A 23,610-nucleotide genomic window follows, 5' to 3' on the forward strand; every position below is an offset into this window, starting at 1 on the left:
TTGTAGCGAAAGCTTAAGCGTTATCTACTGTAGCACAAACACAACGAACTGCTAAACCTGTGACTAATACTAAAAATAGAGCCGAGTTGATATGATACAAAAAATACTAATAGCCAATCGGGGGGAAATTGCTTTGCGCATCCAACGGACGGCACACAAGATGGGGATACCGGTAGTGGCGGTGTATAACCAGGCGGACAGCGATGCCGCTTTCGGGAAACAGGCTGATGAAGCGGTGTTGCTGGAAGGAGCGCAACTGAGCGACACGTATCTCAATATTGAAAAGATCTTATCCGCCGCCCGCCAAACCGGCGCCGATGCTATTCATCCTGGTTATGGCTTTTTATCAGAAAACGCCTTGTTTGCCGAAGCCTGCCAGGAAGCAGCTATTGTTTTTATCGGTCCAAATGCCACGGCCATCAGCACCATGGGAAATAAGATCGCGGCAAGAGCAACAGCCGAGAAAGCCGGTGTTCCTGTAACGCCCGGTATTACCGGCACTGCAGCGGAGCTTTTGGAAAATTATCATAAGATAGGATTTCCATTGTTGATCAAAGCCGCTGCAGGCGGCGGCGGCAAAGGTATGCGCGTAGTAAAAGAAGAAGCTGCCTTCAAAGACGCATTGGAAGCGACTTCGCGGGAAGCCGGCAGTTATTTCGGCGACAGCAGCGTGTATATCGAAAAATATGTAGACCAGCCGCGACATATCGAGGTGCAGATCATCGGAGATCAGCAGGGCCATGTGTGTCATTTGTTTGAGCGTGAATGTTCCCTGCAGCGGCGACATCAGAAGATCATCGAAGAAGCGCCTTCCCCTACTCTCACTCCGGAAGTGAGGCAGGCTATCTGCCAGGCAGCGGTGCAGCTCGCGGCTTCGATTGGCTACTATAGCGCAGGCACCATGGAGTTCCTGGTGGATGAACAGCTCCGCTTTTATTTCCTGGAGATGAATACCCGCATACAGGTGGAACACCCGGTGACCGAGCTCACTACAGGCATCGACATCGTAGAAGAACAGATCCGGATCGCGAATGGAGAACCACTCTCCTTCGCACAAGAAGACATTGCACAAAAAGGGCATGCTATTGAATGCCGCATCTACGCAGAAGATCCGGAAGCCCGTTTTTTACCATCGCCGGGTCAGATCAGCTATTACGAAGAACCTACCATGCATGGCGACGACGGATTGCCTTCGGGATCCTCCTGGAATCAGACCAGCAGGCCTGCTCCGGAAGTAACGATACGGATCGACGGTATGCAAATTGAAACGGGAGATCATATTTCGGGCGACTTTGATCCCATGATCAGCAAACTCATTGTATGGGCTTCCACCCGGGAAGCAGCCCGGCAACAGCTATTGTACGCGCTGCAGCAATATCATATCAAGGGAATCAAAACCAACCTGGATTTCCTGGCCGGCTTGCTGCGGCATTCTGATTATATTCATAACCGGATCTCCACTAAATATATCGATGAACAGCTCGACCAGCTGATTCATCAACAGCAACAGGATCAATTATCGGTAGACATACGGGTGCCACTTGCTGCCGCACTCACCAAAACTTTCGAAGCTACTCTATCCCCGTCCAAAAACATCTGGCAGACCATTGGTTATTGGAGGCATCAATCTGTTGTGGAGCTGATCATCAATGGAAAGCCCCTGCTGGTGCAGGTTGTAGAAGCGACGGCCTCCGAATTGATCTTTATTTATGACCACCAGGAATATCATGCGACATGCCATCATCAGTATGGTATCCATTATCAATTGACTTTGAACGGCCAACTTTATGAGGTAGCGCTGTTCGAACTGCGCCCCGGCCGGTTGGAAGTGTCGTATGACGGCATCACTCACCTGGTGGAAAGAACAGACATTTCCAGTGTCGATGGCGAAGTATTCGCAGTGTCGGAGTCGGATAGCAATAGCGGCACCATCTCATCACCAATGCCGGGTAAGGTCATTAAGATCAACGTGCAGCAGGGAGACGCAGTAAGAAAAGGAGATGTGCTGCTCATCGTGGAAGCCATGAAAATGGAAAACAATATCACGGCTCCTGTTGACGGCATCATCGGAAAGATCAATGTCAGGCAAGGCGATAAAGTAGATGCCAGCTCCCACCTGCTACAGGTAAACCCGGCCGAACCCAACAATACTAACTAAAATATCTAACGATCAAGAAAAATTTATGGATTTCAATTTAAGTGAAGAGCATCAACAAATACGCAGCCTGGTGCGCGAATTTGCCGAAAAGAAAATCAAACCCGTGGCCCAGGAGCTGGATCAGAAAGAACAATTCTCGTATGATCTTACACAGCAAATGGGCGAACTCGGATTACTGGGCATTTACCTCCCACCACAATACGGCGGCGCGGGAATGGACTATCTTTCCTATATCATCGCCGTGGAGGAAATCGCCCGTGTAGACGGTTCACAGGCAGCTACGCTGGCGGCGCATAATTCTTTAGGCATCGGGCCGATCTACAATTACGGTACCGAAGAACAAAAAAATAAACACCTCCCCCAGCTCTGCACGGGGAAAGGGCTGTGGAGTTTTGGACTGACCGAACCTGAAGCGGGCAGTGATTCGCGCGCGTCAAAAACTACGGCCCGGTCAGATGGAGATGATTGGGTCATTAACGGCAACAAGATATTCATCACCAACGGTGCGGTAGACATCAACCTGGGCACGACCGTTCAGACCGTCACCAGTGATCCCAACGGGAAAAAAGAGTTTACAACTATTATCGTAGAGAAAGGTACGCCGGGCTTTAGCCAGCAGGCTATGCACGGCAAGATGATGTGGCGCGCGAGCGACACTTCGCAGTTATTCTTTGATGAATGCCGGGTTTCCAAAACCAACACCTTAGGCAAAACGGGCCAGGGATCGAAGATCATGTTGCAAACCTTAGACGCGGGTCGTTTGAGCATAGCAGCTATGGGCCTGGGTTGTGCGCAGGGCGCTTATGAAATGGCTCTGGCTTATGCGCAGGAACGTAAGCAATTTGGCAAAAACATTTCCAGGTTCCAGGCCATCGCTTTCAAGTTAGCGGATATGGCCATGAAAATAGAACTGGCGCGAACATTTTTATATAAAGCGTGTTGGTTAAAAGATACGAAGCAGCCATTTTCCAAAGAGGCAGCTATGGCCAAACTCTATTGCTCTGAGATTGCAAAGGAAGTTGCCGACGAGGCAGTGCAGGTACACGGCGGTTACGGCCTGATGAAAGAATATAATGTCGAGCGATTTTACCGCGACCAGCGATTGCTGCAGATCGGAGAAGGAACATCCGAGATACAACGTGTCGTTATCGCTAAACATATCGGGTGTTAAGCGAAGCCAATGGCGAATGGCCAATAGCAAATCGTCCATCGTCAGTGGAGCGGAGGCTTGATCACGATTTTCAAACTTTGTTTTATGATCAGTAAGTCACTTAAAATAACAGAAAGTCCGCGCGATGCCCAACAGGGTTTACCCTTTGTCATTCCTGTGGAAACACGGGCTTCCTACATCAATGAGCTGATGAAATGCGGATTTGACGTAATTGATTTCGGAAGTTTTGTATCACCGAAGGCCGTGCCACAAATGGCCGACAGCGACAAAGTACTGGCGCAGATAGACAAAAACCTGTCTGACACAAAACTGCTCGCCATCGTCGGGAATGCCCGCGGGGCAAGAGATTCAGCTGAACAGGAGAAAGTAGACATCATTGGTTTTCCGTATTCCATCAGTAATACCTTTCTTCTGAAAAACATCAATTCTTCGATAGAAAAAATTGATGCTACCGCGCTGGAGATCGGTCATATCAGTTCGGCCAATCAGAAAGCGTTCCGCGTCTTTATCAGCATGGCGTTCGGTAATCCTTATGGTGACCCATGGAATGAAAATATCTTGAAAGATGCAGTGCAGAAGCTGATGGATAGCGGTGTTCAGGCCGTGACCCTGTCTGACACAGTAGGGCTCGCGACTGCCGAATCGATTAAGAGCATCTTTCAATCACTGCTCCCCTCCTGCGCCGGGATTGAGCTGGGGCTTCATATCCACACACAAAAAACAAACTGGCGCGAAAAGATCGCTGCGGCCTGGGAAGCAGGTTGCAGAAGCTATGACGGCGTGATCAATGGCATAGGCGGTTGTCCCATGACAGGCTTTGAATTGCTGGGGAACCTGAACACGCTTGACCTGTTGGACTATTTCAAGGAACAACGGATCGCGCATCAGCTTAATGAAGAACTGATCCGCAAGCTGGCTGTTGATTACAGCGGATTTAAATAAAACATTTGTAAAATACACAAGCATGTAACATATGAAAATGCAAAAAATTAACACATGAAAAAAGTAGTTAACAATGCGAGGGAAGCGATCGCCGGAATACAGGACGGGATGACTATTTTACTCGGCGGCTTTGGACTATGCGGCATACCCGAAAATTGCATCAGCGCCCTGGTAGCGTCGGGAGTAAAACAGCTGACCTGCGTCAGTAATAACGCCGGTGTCGATGACTTCGGATTAGGATTATTGTTACAAAAAAAGCAGATCCGGAAGATGATCTCCTCCTATGTCGGCGAGAACGCAGAATTTGAACGACAATTACTGGCGGGCGAACTTGAAGTAGAACTTATTCCGCAAGGGACGCTGGCAGAACGCTGCCGCGCAGGCGGAGCGGGCATCCCCGCGTTTTATGTGCCCGCTGGTTATGGAACAGAAGTAGCTGAAGGCAAGGAGACCCGTGAGTTTGAAGGCAAGCCACACCTGCTGGAACGTGCCATTACAGGTGACTTTGCCATCGTCAAAGCCTGGAAGGGTGACACCCATGGCAACCTGATCTATCGTGCGACAGCCAATAACTTTAACCAACCGATGGCCATGGCAGGAAAGACCACCATTGCTGAAGTGGAAGAATTAGTTCCGGCCGGCGAGCTGGACCCTACGCAGATCCATACACCCGGAATTTTTGTGCAGCGGATTTTCAAAGGTTCCGGTTATGAAAAACGAATTGAGAAGCTAACGGAGATGAGTTAGGGAGAACGCAATAGGAAGTAGAAAGTAGGGACGTATATAAATAGGCAGCGCGCGGATTACTCCCTGCTTGCTATCCCCCACTCCCTACTTGCCGATTCCTACTAACTAACTACCATCACCGACTCATTAAAAACAATCAAATGTCATTAACAAAAGAACAGATAGCACAACGCATCGCCCAGGAACTTCAGGACGGTTACTATGTCAACCTGGGAATAGGCATTCCGACGCTGGTGGCCAATTATATTCCGGATGGAATGGAGGTGATCTTACAATCAGAAAATGGTTTGCTGGGCATGGGCTCTTTCCCTTCGAAGGGCCAGGCAGATCCTGACCTGATCAATGCAGGAAAACAAACCGTCACGGTGATGCCCGGCGGTGTGTTTTTCGATTCAGCCACCAGCTTTGCCATGATCCGTGGCGGACATGTTGACCTTACCGTACTGGGCGCCTTCGAAGTGACCGATCAGGGCGATATTGCCAGCTGGAAGATTCCCGGTAAAATGGTAAAAGGGATGGGAGGCGCTATGGACCTGGTAGCCTCAGCGAAGAACATCATTGTGGCCATGCAACACACGAGCAAAGACGGAAAATCCAAACTATTAAAGGCTTGCACCCTGCCATTGACCGGTGTGCGTTGTGTAAAAAAAGTGGTGACCGATCTGGCAGTTATGGAAGTAAGTACAGATGGCTTTGTGCTGCTCGAGCGCGCTCCCGGCGTCAGTGTAGAAGAAATTCAAAAAGCTACTGAAGGTAATTTAATCGTAAAAGGAGCAATACCAGAAATGCAGTTTAAATAGCCTCACACGAATGACGCTAATCCTATTGAGTCAGGCAAAATATTCGGGGGCAATTGACATCGACGATAGCGTCCAAACCAGGACTGAAATACGCGTCTGACCGTCCCGGTCTCACGCAGTCATAGCGCCACAAATGTCCAAACAACGCCTATTTAACATCGTAAGATGATGTTTTTGCCAAGCAGGTAAAATCGACAATAGCGTTAAGACCAGGACTTATCCGGGCATTTGTGGCAAACTAACCAATGCTTCGTCTGGTTATTTCAGATACAATACATTAGCCACTTTACGTTCGCCTTCGTGATCCCATTTTTTATTATCGGTCGGATGATTGACCACTCCCTTTCTCCGCACCCATAAGGTAGACGAGCCTCCCCCATCGAAATTGATGGCCGTTTCACATCCAAGCCACCGCATGATCTTCGTAAGCTCAAACAAACTCGTGCCCGCTGAATTAGCATTACGGCCGTCCACGACCAGCATGATCAATGCTCCGTGCTTGTCGATTCCAACACAAGTGCGCGGATGTCTGGCAACATTAAACTTACTGGAATCCAGCACTTCGTTTTTATCGTTATAAAGCAAAAGCGGGCCGCTCAACATAACGTTAGCAGCCGCAAGTTGTTTTTTCCAATCGCTTTCGTCTTCCCGTTTAACGATCCTGGGCCGGCCTTTATGAATAATGACCGCTGCCTTTTGATGAAAGTCGGGCTCATTGTTTTTACCCATATGGCTCTCATTAATTACGTGGCCATCCACCTTGGTAAAATCCACGGCTCCGCCGTTCTTCACATCAAAAAAATTCCCGTTTATCGCTGCGCGTGCGTTATGATTTTGAGCGAAGCTGGTCACCGTACGCAATAACTTTGGCTCTGCAGCCAACGCGAGTTTGTTTTTCCGGCTTTTGCGGACCCTGACATAACTGATATACTCATTAGCCCCGAATAAATTTTTATGGTCAAAATGAAACCGGTACAGGTCTGCTTTTCGACCGATCTGCTCCTTGTGCCATGCAGCATTAACGAAGATGGCCGAATCCAGATCCTGTGCGCGTATCAACAATGGCGCAACCAACATTAACAGGCCGAGAATAAAAGCTTTGTCTACATTAATGGGTCTACTCTTGTTATTTGATTTGAGAGTCCTATCCATTTCCGGTTTAAAAAGTGGCCCGAGGGAAAAATTCATGATTTTTTGATAAAAATACGGTCTTTCTTTATGTAGTTTCGCCAGGTTCTACATCTCAATATAGTGGCGGCTCTTTTGCCCCTTAAAATAACCGGAATGAAAGTCAGTAAAATAATAATCGCCTTAACTGCGTTGATACTTCAGATGACCGCAAACGCTCAAATAAAAAATTACGATGCCGACTGGAAACAGGTTGAGGGATACATGCAGCAAGGTTTACCTCAATCCGCGTTAAAAGTCGTGAAGACCGTATACACCAAAGCTAAAACCGAAGGTCAACAGGCGCAGGTAGTGAAAGCCTTGATCTTTATGACGCAATTGCAGACGGAAAACCGGGACAACAATATCATCACAAGCATTAAAGAGGTAGAGCGCGAGATCGACGCCGCCGGGGAGCCGGTCGCTTCGCTCCTGAGCAGCTACCTGGCGGGTTTGTATCTCCAGTACTTTTCAGCAGAAAGATACAAACTGTATGGCCGTACCAATACTTCGGGATTTAATAAAGAAGATATTGCCACCTGGACAATCGACGATTTTCATCAGAAAATAAGCGCGCTTTTCCTACGTTCGATCGAGAAAGAGGTGCTGTTACAGTCCGTAACCCTGGCTAATTACGATGCACTGATCACAAAAGGAAACATGAGGCGGCTGCGTCCCACCTTATATGATCTGCTCGCGCATCGGGCATTAGACTATTTCAAAAGCGGGGAGCGCGACATCACGCGGCCTGCCGCCCGTTTTGAGATCAACGATGAGGTGGCCTTTGCGACCGCCGAACGATTCGCAAAAGCCTCGTTCTCTACAAAAGATTCACTGTCACTGGAACATAAGGCGCTGCTGATCTTTCAGAAACTGATCGGGCTGCATTTAAAAGATGAACAGCCGGACGCACTGGTAGATGTTGACATCGAGCGGCTGCAGTACGTCTTTTCTAAAATATCGACCACAAAAGCCCGGAACAAACCAGTAGTGATCGTAGACGGCCAGGTGGGTGAAATGACCTCCCTGCAGCCTGCCGATATTCAATCCATTGATATATTAAAAGGTTCATCGGCCACCGCCCTATATGGCAGCCGCGCAGCCAATGGCGCCATTGTGATAAAGACCAGGAATCAAAAACAAACAGCAACGCTCTCCCAACAGCGGGCGCCGCTTGAAGAAAAAGAATGGCTTTACTATACTGCGCTACATGATATAGTAAAAACCTACCCGACCCTGCCCGCCGCAGCACAGGCGCGATACCTGATGGCCGCTTTGCACCAACAGAAAGGATCGGAATACCGGGCCAATGGCGATACCACTCATCGCTATGAACTGGTGAAAGCACAGGATATCGTGGAAGAAATCCTGAAACAACCCCAGGAAAGTGAAGGACGGACCAACGCCTACAACCTGAATCAACAGTTGAAGCAACCCTATCTGTCTTTCCAAATAGAAAAAGTAAATGTTCCTGAAACACCTTTCAGGATGTTGGTGCAGTTCAAAAATCTGCAACAAGTGTATCTGCGCATCGTTCCGGCCACAACCGCGATCAAGAAAGCCGTGCGCAACCCCAGGAATCACAACACCTACTGGAGCCAATTGATCGCAGCAGCGCCGCTCAAAAGCTGGACGCAAGAGCTGCCCCGAAATACGGATCTTCAACAACACACTACCGAAATAAAGATTGAGGGGTTACCAATCGGTGAATATTTTATCATCGCATCTGCAGATGAAGATTTTAAACCGGCTGATAATATTCTCGCTACACAATTGATTTATATCTCTAACATCAGTTTTGCACATTACGGCAACGATTTCTTTGTCCTGCACAGGACGACCGGCCAGCCGCTGGGACGTGCCAGTGTACAAGCCCTTAGGCGAACCTACGATTACAAAATATCCGACTACTCGCAAACGGCATTGGGCACCTATACTACGGATAAAAACGGCTATTTCGAATTTGAGGATATCAGGAACGACGAACGCAACGGTGGTTCTTATTTATTTAATATTTCTTATCAAAAGGACCGGCTTTTCATGGACGATACTGGCAATGATCTATACCTCCATAATGATTATGAAAATGAGGATGAGCCGGAACCTGCCACGTTTCTCTTTACAGACCGCAGCCTCTACCGGCCGGGACAAACAGTTTATTTCAAAGGCATCGCTGTTAATAAAGATCCGAAAGGAAAAAAATCAAAGATACTTACAGGTTATACAACAACGCTTTTTCTATCTGATGCAAATGACCAGACAATAGATAGTATTGAAGTCACTTCCAACGAATACGGTTCCTTTAGCGGAACGTTCCGTTTGCCGGCTAATGGCCTTAATGGAGATTTCACTATTGAAAATGCAGAAGATGAAGGCAGAACGACTTTTAAAGTGGAAGAATATAAAAGGCCTAAGTTTTATGTAGACTTTGAAAAGATAAAAGATACTTATAAGGTCAACGCAACAGTGAACATAACTGGTTTTGCAAAGGCTTATGCGGGTAATAGCCTGGACGGTGCAGGAGTGAAGTATCGTGTGGTGCGCGAGGCCCGTTTCCCTTATCCCTGGCTGTTTTGGGGCCGCTATATGCCGCGTTCCGCACCCCAGGAAATCGCTCATGGCACGCTGGAAACGGACACCGACGGGAAATTTAATATCAGCTTTACAGCCCTGCCTGACCTTCAGATCGATGAAAGCACAGAACCTGTGTTTAACTACCGGGTGTATGCAGATGTAACTGATGTGAATGGCGAAACCAGAAGCGCCGAAGAAGTGGTAGCAGCAGGATATAAATCTTTAATATTGAACGTGACTGTGCCGGATAAGCTGGCGGCAGACAGCCTCCATCAGGTAACGATCAGGACAGAAAACATGTCCGGCGTCTTTCAGAAAAACGAGGTTCATGTGCGGATCATTGCATTGCAACCGGAACAACGCCTACTTCGGACCCGGTATTGGGAACGGCCTGATCAGTTCACGCTTAGTAAAGATGACTACATCCGTTATTTCCCCAATGATATTTACGACCAGGAAGACAAGCCACAAAGCTGGCCAAAAGGAACGACTGTCCTGGAACAAAGAGGCCTCACCGATTCAACAGGCCTGTTCAAATGGCAGCAGGACGGGATCGCACCAGGGTATTATATGATCGAAACGAGCACCCGGGACAAAGACAACCTGGAAGTGAAAGATGTTCGTTATGTTGAGATATTTAATCCGAAAAAACCCGAACCTGTTTATCCGCAATACGTATATAGCACCCGTCCACAAGCCGTAGAACCTGGCGAAACAACCAACATCCATATAGCTACATCAGCGGAAAACGTCTTCCTGATTGAAAATGTCCGCAAAGATCAAAGCCGCTTTTCATTTCACCAACTGAATGAAGGCAGCCGGCGCTTTGAATTTTCAGCGAAGGAAGCGGATCGCGGCGGCTACGGCGTGCATTATGTGTTTGTAAAGGACAATCGTGTATTCCAGCTCAACAAGACAATAGTCGTGCCCTGGAGCAACAAGCACCTGGATATATCCTACAGTACTTTCAGAGATAAAACTTTGCCCGGATCTGAAGAGCAATGGACGATGAAGATATCAGGCTTAAAGAAGGAAAAAGTAGCTGCTGAGTTGTTAGCCAGTATGTACGACGCCTCCCTGGACCAGTTTTATCCGCATCAGTGGAATGCCCCTTCCCTTTGGCAATATTATTATAATCCTGTCAACTGGGATGGCAACGCGAACTTTGGCGATATTGCCGCCAGGACGCAGTACAATATTGATATAACGCATAAGGATTTTGACAAGCGATATGATGTGCTGTTTAGACCTGGAGCATTCAGAGAGTATGGTCAGGAACTGGTGAGGCAGGAACTGATCCAAGGCGCCATGGATGAAGTAGTAGTCGTAGGATATGGAGTGTCAAGAAAAGTTAATTTTGCCGGATCCGTGTCTATAGTCGAATCTGCCGCAGCGCCCAACGCTGCTTCCGGTCAAGCGGCTAAGGAAGAAGATAACACAAGAGCTGCATCATCACAACCGCGAACTAATTTTAATGAAACGGCATTCTTCTTTCCAGACCTCCGGACCGACAAAGAAGGCAATGTCAGTTTTTCTTTTACCATTCCCGAAGCACTAACACGCTGGAAGTTTCAGGCCCTTGCCCACTCAAAAGATCTGGCATTCGCCTACAGCAATAAAGAAATCGTTACGCAAAAAGACCTGATGGTTCAGCCTAATCCACCCAGGTTCTTACGCGAAGGAGATAAAATGGAATTCAGCAGTAAGGTGGTGAATCTGTCTCCTAAAGAAATAACCGGCATAGCCTCTCTTCAATTGTTTGATGCGGCAACGGGGGAAGCGATGGACGGATGGTTTAAAAATGTGATTCCGCAGCAATATTTCACCATTGAAGCGGGCCGCAGCCAGTCTGTGCTCTTCCCTATCGAAGTGCCATATCACTTTAACAAAGCGCTGACCTGGCGTGTGATGGTGAAAGCCGCTGACAGCTCGCTTTCGGACGGAGAAGAAAATGTCTTGCCGGTTGTTACCAACCGCATGCTGGTCACGGAAACCCTTCCGCTACAGATGCGCGGCAGCGGCACAAAGTCCTTTACCTGGGATAAACTGCTCAAAAGCGGCAACAGCGAAACACTCACCACTCAGTCATTAACGGCAGAATACACCTCAAATCCGGCGTGGTATGCCGTGCAGGCCCTGCCCTACATGATGCAATACCCGTATGAATGTGCAGAGCAAACCTGGAATAAATATTATGCGAATACATTAGCAACGCATGTTGTAAGCAGTACGCCGAAGATAAAGCAGGTGTTTGAGCGCTGGAAAACGGAAGACACTGCGGCTCTGCTCAGCAACCTGCAAAAGAACCAGGAATTAAAATCAATCTTACTCGAAGAGACACCCTGGGTGCTGGATGCAAAAAACGAAGCGCAACAAAAGCAGAACATAGCGGTGTTGTTTGACCTGGTACGCATGAGCGGCGAACAGAGTAAAGCTTACGATAAATTAAGGCAACTGCAGAGCCCGAACGGAGGTTTTGTGTGGTTCAAGGGAGGCCCTGATGACCGGTACATGACCCAATATATCATCACGGGTATCGGTCATTTGAAGAAACTGGGCGCGGTGAAAGGATTGCAGGAAGCCCAGCTCAATCGACTCGTTCAGGCAGCACTTCCTTACCTCGACAAGCAAATCAAAGAAGACTATGATGACCTTGTCCGTTCTAAAGCAGATCTGAAAAGCTATGTACCTTCTTATCCTGTCATTCAGTACCTGTATATGCGAAGTTTCTTTCCGAAGGTGAAAATAGCCGAGGCAGCCCAAAAGGCGGTGGATTATTTTGGAGCCCGCTCGCAACAAACCTGGGTCAAACAGAATAAATACATGCAAGCCATGATCGCCTTAACCGGTCACAGAAATCATCAGGAATCGGTTCCGAAAGCCATATTACAATCACTGAAAGAAACCGCGGTTCGCGACGATGAACAGGGCATGTATTATAAAGATGCTGTGCGAGGCTGGTGGTGGTACGAGGCGCCCATAGAGCGGCAGGCCCTGATCACAGAAGCTTTTGAAGAAGTTGCCGGCGATACAAAAACCGCTGATGAGCTGCGAACCTGGTTGTTGAAGAACAAACAAACCAATAATTGGGAAAGCACCAAAGCCACGGCCGAAGCGGTCTACGCGCTACTGCTCAGGGGCGCGGATTGGCTCGGTATTACACCGGAGGTGAAAGTGCAACTGGGCAACTATACGATCATTGGAGGTAACCAGGATGAAACCGCAGAAGCAGGAACCGGTTACATCAAAAAAGTAGTGGAAGGCAACAGAGTAAGACCCGGCATGGGTAATATCACGGTCGCCGTGCAGCAGCCTGCAGGATCTTCATTACCCACCTGGGGAAGCTTGTATTGGCAATACTTTGAAGACCTGGATAAAATAACTCATGCGGCAACCCCCTTGCAGCTGAAGAAGCAACTTTTTATAGAAAGCAATACAGACCGCGGGCCGGTGCTACAGCCTGTGCAGGAAGGCGACAAAATAAAAGTGGGCGATAAAATGAAGGTACGCATTGAACTCCGCGTAGACAGAGACATGGAATATGTACACATGAAGGACATGCGCGCCTCTTCTTTCGAGCCGGTCAATGTTTTAAGTGCTTATAAATGGCAGGGTGGTTTGGGTTATTATGAAACGACCAAAGATGCCAGCACCAACTTCTTTTTCAATTATCTTCCTAAAGGGACTTATGTATTCGAGTATCAGTTGTTCGCCCAGTTAGCCGGAAATTACAGCAATGGCGTCACTACGATACAATGTATGTATGCGCCTGAGTTTACCAGTCACAGTGAGGGCGTAAGGGTGAACATAGAATAGAGCTTGGACCTTCGAGACCGATTACAGGTAGCTGTAACAGACACAAAAAGGCCGCGGTATCGCGGCCTTTTAATTTTATGATCGGATAAATTTTTACTTAAGTGCGCTTGGGGTCTTTGAATCTTGACAATCAATACTAGACGCCCTCATGCCGAACACAGCCGAGGTACCTCCTCCATTTTCAATGATGATGACATAGCTTGAACGGGCTTTACGATAAGGATACTGAAATAGGCAGGTTACTTATTCAACTTATCATCCAGCACTTTCATCCAATACCCTCCTAAAACACTTCTCGCCTGAAATCCAACTTTTTTGCCATCAGTCGTTTCGTGCCAGTCGCTCAGTGGCACTCTGTCCGGAGTTTCTGTAGCGTATTTATATACCGGCTCCACGAGCGCTTTGAAATCCTGCATATCGCGGGTTAATACGGCCGTCCATAAGATCCAGTCGCTCTTGGTATAGGTCTTGCGGCTGTCGAGCGGCAGCCCATAAGTATTTTGATGACGGAGGTAATATTTCATCTCTTTTTCAATCACTGATTTCGGGAAGATGTTGAATTCTAATACCCTGTCCCAAATCAGGTTGTACTTCTGGCTCCAGGTTCCTTTGTTTTCAAAGGCCAGCGCGTAATGATCTCCATCTTCTGCCAGCCGCATCCATTCGGGCACCATCTTAACAGCAATGCCATGGTATTTCTCATACACATCATCCTTGCCTAACATTTTAGCCAGCATCGCGTAGCTTTCAATGCCCATGATCGCTTTGAGTGATAAATTCGCATTCCGCGCAAGATGGCCGGCAAAATCGTCTGTACATAACTGGTTCGCCGGATCAAAGCCTTCTTTCACCAGGTAATCCGTCCAGGTCGTAAGTGTTTGCCAGTGCTGCTTTGCGTAATCTGCATTCCCTTCCACACGCGCGATCGCCGCTGCGAGGATCACCATGTTACCGGATTCTTCCACCGGCATATCTTCACCATACACTTGTCCGTTGGCCAAAGGATAAGTCCCCAGGTCGTGCGCCGCGAAAGGCTTTTTCCATTTGCCGCTTTCGCTGTAATAAAAGATACCGTTCATCATTCCTTTTTCAAGGTCAGGATTATAAACAAGGAACAGCGGAGCAGAAGGATAAGTAAGGTCTACAGTATTGATACAACCATTGCTGAAGTTCTCCTTAGACAACCACAATAGATCACCTTGCGGACTTTGTACTAATTTATGCGCAGCAATCACCTGGCGGTAAGTCATTTCACACAGCTTCGCGTACGCTTCGCCGCCCGACTTCAGCGCATCCTGGTAAATAGTCTGATCTACCTCTTTACATTTTTGCATAACAGCGTCGTATTCGGCGGCAGCTTTTGCCAGCTGATCTTCTATGGTAGAATTGTTATCCTTGTTCCACCAGGGTCGCAGATTCTTTCCAAAATACTGGATCGACCAGATGTCGTCATATCCCAGCAAAATTCTGCCCGAAGCGTTCCTGGCTTTCCCCAGGTTCAGCATCGTAGCTAGTGAGAGCTGTTTTCCGGTAACTTTAGAAGGCACCGCTTTCGTGCCGCCTTTAGCAAAGGCGCTTAACACGGCAGCCTCAGAGTTGGCGATCATTTGTGTGGCATTGCTTTGCTGAGGCACTGCCACATGCACATAACCCCAATCGATGCGCAGATCATCACCCTTCTTGGCCAACACAGGTTGCGCAGTTGTTCCCGCTTTTAAGACGGATAAACCTTTCGAAGTATAACCGCTCGCTACGACTTCCTGTGCAGGCGTGTTAACCGCCAGGTTAGAAGACGTGTTGAACAGGATCTCTACATTATGTGCCGCACCGTTTTTAGACCTGGCATCGAATGTAATATACGACACAGGACGCGCCAGCAGATCCAGATCCGTAAGCACGAGCGGTGAAGTGAAGGTTACCTTCAGATCAACCGGGCCGCAGCTAAAATCGTAAATCGTTTGTGTAGCTTTTAAAGTAATGCTTTTCTGCACCGCATCAGTTACTACAGCGGGCATTACTTTACGCTCCTTTACTAAACCGAAATCCAGGTGACGGCCGCCGGCAGTGTTTTTTACATGTACCGCTAAAACGTTTTTGCCTTTTTTCAAAATACTGGCCGGATTTTTTATCGGGATGTAAATGTATTTATGCACCCATCCGTCTTTGCGATAAATTTCTGTTCCATTCAGGTATACAATGACGTTGTCATCATGATTTAATTTCAGATACACATTCTGCTCATTGTTATCCAGCATGGTAAAAGTCCTTCGCACCCAAAGATCTTCAGAACGCCAGGGCGTTTTGGCTACGCTTTTATCATCGCCAAAGGGCGCCACACCGCCTTTCCATTTACTATCATTAAATCCGTTTTCATACCAGTCACCTGACGGTGCCGCCTCTGTGTACATCGCCCGATAGGCCTTGTCCTCGGATGCAGGCAACAAGACATCGTACGTTTTAGATTCAGCGCCTAAGAACCGGTAGATCTTACCGTCTACTTTGGCATAACCCGTCAAAGACTGGTCGGTGCCGGTCCAATGCCTGGTGGGCGATTCATTCAGTTTGTCTGTGGCCGACCAAATGCTGAAGTAAGGGTCATGTGTAATGAGCGGATAGGCAGGAGCCTGTTGTTGCTGACTCCATCCGAACAAATAAAAAAACAGGAGTAAAAAACTACCTAAGGGCTTTAAATTTCTGGTCATTTAAGAAAATTTTCTTTTAAGATAAATCTGAAATTATGGTTTTGTTATTTATAAGGAAACAGCGGCTTTGCGTCGATGACATCGGGCTAATGTTCGACTTCAAGGCAATCATTTCGTTAATAATAAAAAATGAAGATAAAAGGTTTTGAAAAGAAGGCATTTCAATTTTGTTTCAAAATTTCATCGATTTGTTTCATTCTCAAGCAAGAGGGCTACAGCATTCGCTTGCAGTTTCCGCAACTTACAAAAAAAGCATGGACGCCATTGCATCCATGCTTGATAAATTTATTGATGATTTTGATATTAGATCCCTTCGGGAACTGCCGTAGAATCTTTAGCAGGCGCCTTATCGATCAGGTCCATAAACTGGTCAAGCTTAGGCGTGATGATAATCTGCGTGCGGCGATTCTTAGTTCTGCCCTCTTCTGTTGAGTTATCAGCAACCGGGTTGTACTCTCCACGACCACCAACCGTGAGTCGTTTAGGATCTACGCCGTAATTGTTTTGTAACGCCTGCACCACAGAGGAAGCCCGCAGGGAACTCAGGTCCCAGTTGTTGCGGATATTCGGACGATTGATCGGAACGTTATCGGTGTTACCCTCGATCAGTACATCATAATCCTTGTAGTCGAGAATGATCTTAGCGATCTTGCTCAATGTCTCTCCTGCTCTTTCAGAGATCTCATAACTTCCTGATTTGTAGAGCATGTTATCCGCCAGGGATATATACACTACTCCTTTTAAGACTTTAATGTCAACATCTCTTAATTCGTCCCTGCTGAGTGAGCGGGTCAGGTTGTTGGTCAGCACAATATTGAGTGAATCGCTCTTGTTCTTCTCGTTCACCAGGTGTTGTATATATTTATTGGAAGCGTTGATTTCATCTACCAGTTTGGAGATGTTCACATTTCCTTGCGTGTTCTGATTGATGCTTTTATCCAGAGTAGCCTGAAGCGATGCCAGCGCTTTTTTCAACGAAGCATTGTTCGCACGCTCCTGCGCCAGTTGATCTTCTAAACTTTTAACTCTTGACTGGCTGCTCGCCAGATCTACCTGCGCTGTCTGATACCGGCTATTCAGATTATTGTAATCCGCCTGTAAGGCGCTGAATTTTTTACCGCTGACACATCCTGTCAAAATTAAACCGCTTATCAGCGCCGCTGCCGGCACCAAGCCCATTCGTTTGTTCATTCCTATTTATTTAAGTTCGCAAAAGTTTCAAACGCCTGAAAGCAGGCGCAGAAACATTATTTAATGCATAGGATGACAAATTAAATGCCTAAGTTGCGTCGTCGAGACGAAATATGCAGTAAAGAAATAAGTTATTATTATTAAAAGCAAATTAACAGACTGATTATCAGTAAACAAAAACGATCACCTTAGTAAAATGACGAATCGCGCGAAGAAAGTAATAGTTGTAGGTCAGGGCATTTCAGGGACGCTATTGTCCTGGTTCCTGGAGCAACAGCAGATTGATCACGTTGTGATTGATAACGAACAGGTTGCTACGCCCTCACGCACTGCCGCGGGTTTGATCAACCCGGTGACCGGGCGACGCGTGGTAACGGTTTGGCTCGATGAGCTCATCTTGCCATTTGCCGAAAAAACTTATAATGAAATGGGGGACGCCCTTGCGATCCGGGCGCTTACAAAAACGTCGATTACAGATTTCTTTCCTAACCCTTTTATGCGCGAAAGCTTTTTGAAGAAGCTGCAGCAAAAGGCACCTTATATAGAGCTTGCTGACGACGATCAGCAGCTATCGGACTACTTTAACTATGAATTTGGATCCGGTTTTATCGAACCGGCCTACATTGTTCACCTGCAGCAATTGTTGCCCGCGTGGCGGAAACATTTAAAGGCGAATGACAGGCTCCTCGAAGAAGTCTTTGATTTTTCTGAATTGACGGTTGACGCTGGTAATGTACGCTACAAAAACATCAAGGCGGATCAGATCATATTTTGCGACGGCGTCCAGGGGAATGAGAACCCTTATTTTTCACTGCTGCCGTTCGCGTTGAATAAGGGCGAAGCGCTCATCATTGAGGCACCGGGCTTACCTCCGGATCAGATCTACAAAAAATCGATGATGCTGGTCCCATTTGGAGCGCCGGGAATTTTCTGGACAGGCACCAACTATATCTGGGAATTTGAAGATGACCGGCCTACAGATGCTTTCCGCCAGGCGACCGAACAGACGCTTCGGAGCTGGATCAAAGTACCTTTTAAGGTCATCGATCATAAAGCGGCCATACGACCCGCCACCATTGAAAGACGTCCGTTTGTCGGCTTTCATCCTGTTTATAGAAACGTCGGCATACTAAATGGCATGGGAACGAAAGGTTGCTCGCTGGCACCCTACTTTGCGTTTCAGCTGGGGGAAAATCTGCTCAACGGCGCACCTATTGAAAAAGATGCAGACGTTGCCCGGCATGCCAGGATATTAACCCGCTCTGCGCCATAAAGGTCTCAAGCAGACCTGCTGCAGACTACTGTTGTCGTTTCTTGTATTCTTCGATGGCTTTGTTGAGCCAATCCTTAAACTCCTTCACTCCTTTGGACGGATCATAACCGTAGCCCTGTTGTATCAGCCTTTTTTCATCACCATCCAGGAAAAAATAATTTGGCTGGGAATTGCTACCGAAGCGACTTACCTGAAGGTGCGTGTTATAGTCGCCTAACGTTTCGACTTGCTTTCCCAGATCTTCGGAATAGAATTGCTCGCCAACAGGCAACATGACGCTCGCATCGCGCACGTCAACAAACAAAGATGCGATTACAAATTCGTTTTTGAGGATCGACATCACCTCAGGATCGCTCCAGACCTGCGTTTCCATTTTGCGGCAGTTGACACAATTGATCCCGGTGAAATCAAGCATTAAAGGCTTTTTCAGCTTTCTGGCCACTTCCAGCGCTTCCTTATAATCGAAGTAAGTCACCATGCCATTATTGACCACCACATCGGGTTCATTTTTTTTCATCACATCGGCATACTTCTGAGGTTCCGGTAGTCCGGCTTCACCCTCTCCGGAGGCGCTATTGCGACCGATACCTGAAATGTTAAATCCCCTGGGCAGGTCATCAGCGTTAAAGTCTTGCGTACCCATGGGCGGCAAAAAGGCTCCCAGTCCCTTTAACGGTGCGCCCCACAAACCGGGCGTCAGGTATACCACCGTTGCAAAGGATGCAATCGCAAAGAACAAACGGGTAACTGTCAGGTAGGGAATACCAAAATCATTTTTAGGTAGCTCGTCATCATGCTTGAATTTAAGTTTACCTAATAAATACAATCCCAGTAAAAGGAAGATCACGATCCACAGGACAATAAACACTTCCCTATCCAGAATGCGCCAGTTTCTGGCTAGATCCGCATTGGATAAGAATTTCAAAGCCAGCGCCAGCTCTAAAAATCCGAGCGTTACTTTGATCGCATTAAGCCAGCCTCCGGCCTTTCCTAAGACATTCAGCTTGCTTGGAAAGAAAGCGAACAATGCAAACGGCAAGGCCAGGGCTACAGAAAAGGCAAACATGCCGAGCAGCGGCCCCCAATAACTGCCTTTGGACGCGAGCACCAATAAATTACCAATGATCGGACCTGTGCACGAAAAAGATACAATCACAAGTGTAAGCGCCATGAAAAAGATTCCCCAGAAGCTCCCAGTGCCGGCTTTACTGTCGGCTTTGGTTGACCAGGAACTTGGCAGTTGTATTTCAAATGCACCTAAAAACGAAATACCAAATAGCAGGAAAATAGCGAAGAATATTACGTTGGCAATCCAGTTGGTCGAAAGGTTATTGAGCGCGGCCGGACCAAAAATAAGGGTGATCAGAAACCCAAGGAGTGTAAAAATAAAGATGATGGATAAAGAGTAGATCAATGCATTTTTTACGCCCTCCTTCCTGGTTTTACTTCTTTTGGTGAAGAAGCTAACGGTTACAGGTATCATCGAATAAACACAGGGAGTTAATAAAGCCAGCAATCCACCGCCAAAAGCACCGAGAACGATCCAAAGCAGTGATTTCTCTTTCTCGTTAGATCCCGTGTCCGCAGACGCTGCATCCTTTTCAGGGGTGATGACAACGCGGAAATCTTTTTCCACCGAAGGAAACTCCTCACCCATTTTATACATGTAAGCTACCTTTCCTTTTATGAGCACCGTATCTTCTGCTGGTATATTCAGTTGTTGTATCCACTGCACTGAATCCGCAATGAAACTGACAGGCAGTGAAAGTGTGGGATCTGTTTTCGTTTGCACGGTTCCCTTTTCTGCAAGAGTGCCGGACAAATATTTATCCGCCGTTGTATCGAAAGTTACCTGTGAAAAAACCACGTCATCTGGCGTTTTCTGCAACGCATACAGATCAACCCCTGGCTGGGTCACGCGTGCAGTTATGGTCAAAGCCACTTTGTCCTTATCAATCCGCTCGGGTGTGAACGAAAACTGCACCGCTGTTGAATCCTGCGCGGCAGCTATAACACTGATAAAAAGGGTAAGCAATAAGGTAGCCAGATGTTTGGTATAAAATTTCATTATCTGTTGTTTGATGAAAATTTAAGGCTTTCGGAAACGTTCGAAAAAATTCAAATATATAACGAAAAGCCCGAACAGAATATAACTATATGCCATGCGGGTACAACAGGTATGCGCTGACACCGTTGCATAGCAAAGCTTTAATGATGAATAACAATTAATTGTGCTGATTGTTCAGATCACTGCATTTTGGGAATGCACACGGCCAGGCTCTCCTTCCAATCGGGGATGGATAAGGCATAGGCTTCCTTGATCTTGGTTTTGTCGAGAACGCTCCAGGCCGGCCTTTTAGCAGGTGTAGGATACTGAATGGAAGGAATGGCTTTCACATCGCAACCAGAACCGATCAGCTCCCTGATCTGCAACGCAAATTCATACCAACTGGTTTTTCCCTCATTGGTGTAATGATAAATACCTGGCAGCCATTTATCAGAAGTAATGATCTTCATAATGGCAGCCGCGAGATCCGCCGCGTAGGTTGGCGTACCGTACTGATCGCTTACCACGCTGATCTGGGGCTTGTCCTGCATCAGACGGATCATCGTTTTCACAAAATTTTTCCCGAAGGCAGAATATACCCAGGCCGTCCGGATAATAATGGCATCGGTATGCTGTTGGGCGAGCTGCTCTCCTTGCTGCTTGGTCAGGCCGTAAACGCTTTCCGGCTTTGTTTCCTCGGTCTCTTTATAAGGCTCGGAAGCATTCCCTGGAAATACATAATCGGTTGAGACATGGACTAATTTGGCATGGTGCCTGGTACAGGCTTTGGCCAGATAGGCAACCGCATAGGCATTGATGGCCTCAACCTGAGGACGTTCGGCAGGGTCTTCTGCTTTATCAACAGCCGTGTAAGCCGCACAATTAATACAGAAGTCAGGTTGAAATTGGTCAAAAAGGTCATTGACCGCAGCTTCGTCGTTTACAGGAAGCAGGGTCCTGTCAGCGAATAAAAAATCGACATCCGGAAAATCAGCCGATAGCGCTGTTAATTCTGATCCGAGCTGGCCGGTAGCCCCGGTTACGAGTATTTTCTTTTTTGAGATCATTTTTGATCAAAAGTTGTTTTTGGCATCGCGAAGTGGCGGCAATATCAGGTCTTTGTCAGAAACAATGGCAGCGCCTTCCGGCAATCGCCAGTTGATCGCGAGGTCAGGATCGTTGTAGACAATCCCCCCTTCACTTTCCTTATTGTACAGGGCATCACATTTATACATTACCACGGCCGTTTCACTTAAGACTGAAAAGCCATGCGCAAATCCTGCGGGAATCAATAACTGCTTTTTATTTTCATCAGTCAGCTCTACCGAAAAGACCTGGCCGTAGGTAGGCGATTGTTTTCTGATATCTACTGCAACATCCAATATTTTTCCCTGCAACACTCTTACTAATTTGCATTGGGCATGCGGATGTTGCTGATAATGTAGTCCGCGGATCGTACCATGTTTTGAAAACGACTGGTTGTCCTGTACAAAATTGTATTGAAGACCTTCGGACCCGAAGACCGATTGATTGTAGGCTTCAAAAAAATACCCGCGATGATCTTCAAATACGCGCGGTTCAAAAACAAGTAGTCCCTCGATGGAGGTTTTTGTAAATGGCATTCTATAAACTATAGTAAGGTCTGTTAAAAATTTTATTCCGGTAAATACCCTTTAAATCTGCAATGAGGGCCGTTGGTTTCGTAATGCCGCAAAAGTAGCGATCATCGAGCGATAAATAGTCTTCTTCTTTGTGGCGATTTACGCTCACTTTTTTAAAAATGCCAGAACAGCATTGGTTATGTGCTCCAATTGCTCTTCGTCCATTTCGGTGTGGATGGGAAGTGAGATCACCCTTTCTGTCAGCCAGTCGGTGACGGGCAGGTTCTGCTCACCAATGTTAAAATGCTCAAACATCTTTTGCTGATGTCCTGCTACCGGGTAGTAAATCATGGCGGGGATAGACTGGCCGCTTAAATAGGCTACCAGGCCTTCGCGATCTACATCATTCAGGACCAAGGTATACTGGTGATATACATGAGACGCAAAACCCGTCACCGACGGGATCGTCAACTTTTCATTACCGCCAAAAGCTTTGTCATAATACGCTGCTACAGCCTGCCTGGCCTTGTTGTACTCATCCAGGTGACGCAATTTAATATTTAAGATCGCCGCCTGGATACTGTCGAGCCGGCTGTTGCAGCCCACGACATCATGATAGTAACGTTTACTTTGTCCGTGATTGGCGATCATCTGCATCCTGGAAGCAAGCGCGACATCATCTGTACAAATAGCACCGCCATCTCCAAAAGCGCCCAGATTTTTGCTGGGATAAAAAGACGTGCAACCTATATGTCCGATCGTTCCCGTCTTTTTTCGCGTTCCATCAGAAAAAGCGAAATCGGCGCCGATTGCCTGGGCATTATCTTCGATCACATATAAGTTATGTTTTTTAGCAATCGCCATGATCGCCTCCATGTTCGCCGCCTGTCCGTATAAATGAACGGGGACAATAGCTTTGGTCCGGGGCGTTATTTTCCGCTCAAGGTCCTCCACATCCAGGCAAAAAGTGCTTTGATCCACCTCAACGAAAACAGGCTTTAGCTTTAGCAAAGCCACCACTTCAGTGGTAGCAATGTAAGTAAATGACGGAGTGATCACTTCGTCTCCGGGCTGCAGGTCCAACGCCATCAGCGCGATCTGTAAGGCATCGGTACCGTTGGCGCAGGGAATCACATGAGCCGTACCTAAATAACCGGCCAGGTTCGCAGCAAAATCTTTTACTGCCGGTCCGTTGATAAATGCGCTGCTGCCCATTACATCTAAAACAGCCTGATCAATTTCATCTTTGATCTTTAGATACTGACTGCGGGTATCGACCATCTGGATGGGACGCATAGGAGGTTTTTTTATTTTTAAAGGACGGCAAAAGTAACGAAAGTTACCTACAAATGAAGACGCAGCCAGCCGGCTGCAGCGATTACGGAATGCAGGCGAATAAATCAGCCAACTTTGTTTGGAGC

General features: G+C 47.2%; 14 protein-coding genes. 7 read left to right on the top strand and 7 right to left on the bottom strand.

What is annotated here, in order from left to right:
* The first annotated feature begins 91 nt into the window (after positions 1 to 91).
* The 5 genes from ACU37H_RS03350 (at position 92) to ACU37H_RS03370 (ending at position 5,818) form a co-directional block, all read left to right on the top strand.
* Positions 92 to 2,158: an acetyl/propionyl/methylcrotonyl-CoA carboxylase subunit alpha gene (locus ACU37H_RS03350; protein WP_472702948.1), complete on the top strand. Its 2,067-nt coding sequence runs from the start codon at positions 92 to 94 to the stop codon at positions 2,156 to 2,158.
* A 25-nt stretch (positions 2,159 to 2,183) separates the two neighbouring features.
* Positions 2,184 to 3,329: an acyl-CoA dehydrogenase family protein gene (locus tag ACU37H_RS03355; RefSeq protein ID WP_472702949.1), complete on the top strand. Its 1,146-nt coding sequence runs from the start codon at positions 2,184 to 2,186 to the stop codon at positions 3,327 to 3,329.
* 84 nt (positions 3,330 to 3,413) lie between these two features.
* Positions 3,414 to 4,271 (top strand): hydroxymethylglutaryl-CoA lyase-like TIM-barrel protein, encoded by an 858-nt coding sequence (locus ACU37H_RS03360; protein WP_472702950.1) that lies wholly within the window; start codon positions 3,414 to 3,416, stop codon positions 4,269 to 4,271.
* Positions 4,272 to 4,325: 54 nt separating this feature from the next.
* Positions 4,326 to 5,018 carry a CoA transferase subunit A gene (locus tag ACU37H_RS03365; protein WP_472702951.1) on the top strand — a complete coding sequence of 231 codons (693 nt, stop codon included), beginning with the start codon at positions 4,326 to 4,328 and terminating at the stop codon, positions 5,016 to 5,018.
* A gap of 140 nt (positions 5,019 to 5,158) precedes the next feature.
* Entirely contained in the window at positions 5,159 to 5,818 is a 660-nt protein-coding gene (locus ACU37H_RS03370; protein ID WP_472702952.1) for a CoA transferase subunit B, read from the top strand.
* A gap of 258 nt (positions 5,819 to 6,076) precedes the next feature.
* Here ACU37H_RS03370 and ACU37H_RS03375 read toward each other — a convergent pair whose 3' ends face one another.
* A complete protein-coding gene (locus tag ACU37H_RS03375; RefSeq protein ID WP_472702953.1) occupies positions 6,077 to 6,970 on the bottom strand; it encodes a phosphodiester glycosidase family protein in 894 nt (297 codons plus the stop codon).
* 132 nt (positions 6,971 to 7,102) lie between these two features.
* Here ACU37H_RS03375 and ACU37H_RS03380 point away from each other — a divergent pair, with 132 nt between their 5' ends.
* Positions 7,103 to 13,375 carry an alpha-2-macroglobulin family protein gene (locus ACU37H_RS03380; RefSeq protein ID WP_472702954.1) on the top strand — a complete coding sequence of 2,091 codons (6,273 nt, stop codon included), beginning with the start codon at positions 7,103 to 7,105 and terminating at the stop codon, positions 13,373 to 13,375.
* Between the two features lie 239 nt (positions 13,376 to 13,614).
* Here the strand turns inward: ACU37H_RS03380 and ACU37H_RS03385 are convergent, their stop codons facing one another.
* Together ACU37H_RS03385 and ACU37H_RS03390 are read right to left on the bottom strand one after the other, a co-directional pair.
* Positions 13,615 to 16,077, bottom strand: coding sequence for a glutaminase family protein (locus ACU37H_RS03385; RefSeq protein WP_472702955.1), 2,463 nt, complete (start codon positions 16,075 to 16,077; stop codon positions 13,615 to 13,617).
* Positions 16,078 to 16,380: 303 nt separating this feature from the next.
* Positions 16,381 to 17,268 carry an OmpA/MotB family protein gene (locus ACU37H_RS03390; protein WP_472702956.1) on the bottom strand — a complete coding sequence of 296 codons (888 nt, stop codon included), beginning with the start codon at positions 17,266 to 17,268 and terminating at the stop codon, positions 16,381 to 16,383.
* Between the two features lie 196 nt (positions 17,269 to 17,464).
* Between ACU37H_RS03390 and ACU37H_RS03395 the strand changes: the two genes are divergently transcribed.
* The gene (locus ACU37H_RS03395) at positions 17,465 to 18,541 is read left to right on the top strand and encodes an NAD(P)/FAD-dependent oxidoreductase (RefSeq protein ID WP_472702957.1); all 1,077 of its coding nucleotides are present in this window, start codon (positions 17,465 to 17,467) and stop codon (positions 18,539 to 18,541) included.
* Between the two features lie 25 nt (positions 18,542 to 18,566).
* Here ACU37H_RS03395 and ACU37H_RS03400 read toward each other — a convergent pair whose 3' ends face one another.
* From ACU37H_RS03400 to ACU37H_RS03415, 4 genes are all read right to left on the bottom strand, one after another.
* Positions 18,567 to 20,609 carry a protein-disulfide reductase DsbD family protein gene (locus ACU37H_RS03400; RefSeq protein ID WP_472702958.1) on the bottom strand — a complete coding sequence of 681 codons (2,043 nt, stop codon included), beginning with the start codon at positions 20,607 to 20,609 and terminating at the stop codon, positions 18,567 to 18,569.
* A gap of 179 nt (positions 20,610 to 20,788) precedes the next feature.
* Positions 20,789 to 21,655, bottom strand: a complete 867-nt coding sequence (rfbD, locus tag ACU37H_RS03405) for a dTDP-4-dehydrorhamnose reductase (RefSeq protein WP_472702959.1) — start codon at positions 21,653 to 21,655, stop codon at positions 20,789 to 20,791.
* A gap of 6 nt (positions 21,656 to 21,661) precedes the next feature.
* Positions 21,662 to 22,210, bottom strand: coding sequence for a dTDP-4-dehydrorhamnose 3,5-epimerase (rfbC, locus tag ACU37H_RS03410; RefSeq protein ID WP_472702960.1), 549 nt, complete (start codon positions 22,208 to 22,210; stop codon positions 21,662 to 21,664).
* A 144-nt stretch (positions 22,211 to 22,354) separates the two neighbouring features.
* Positions 22,355 to 23,485, bottom strand: coding sequence for a DegT/DnrJ/EryC1/StrS family aminotransferase (locus tag ACU37H_RS03415; protein WP_472702961.1), 1,131 nt, complete (start codon positions 23,483 to 23,485; stop codon positions 22,355 to 22,357).
* Positions 23,486 to 23,610: the final 125 nt, after the last annotated feature.

Source organism: Niabella sp. ZPM-14, assembly GCF_055693045.2.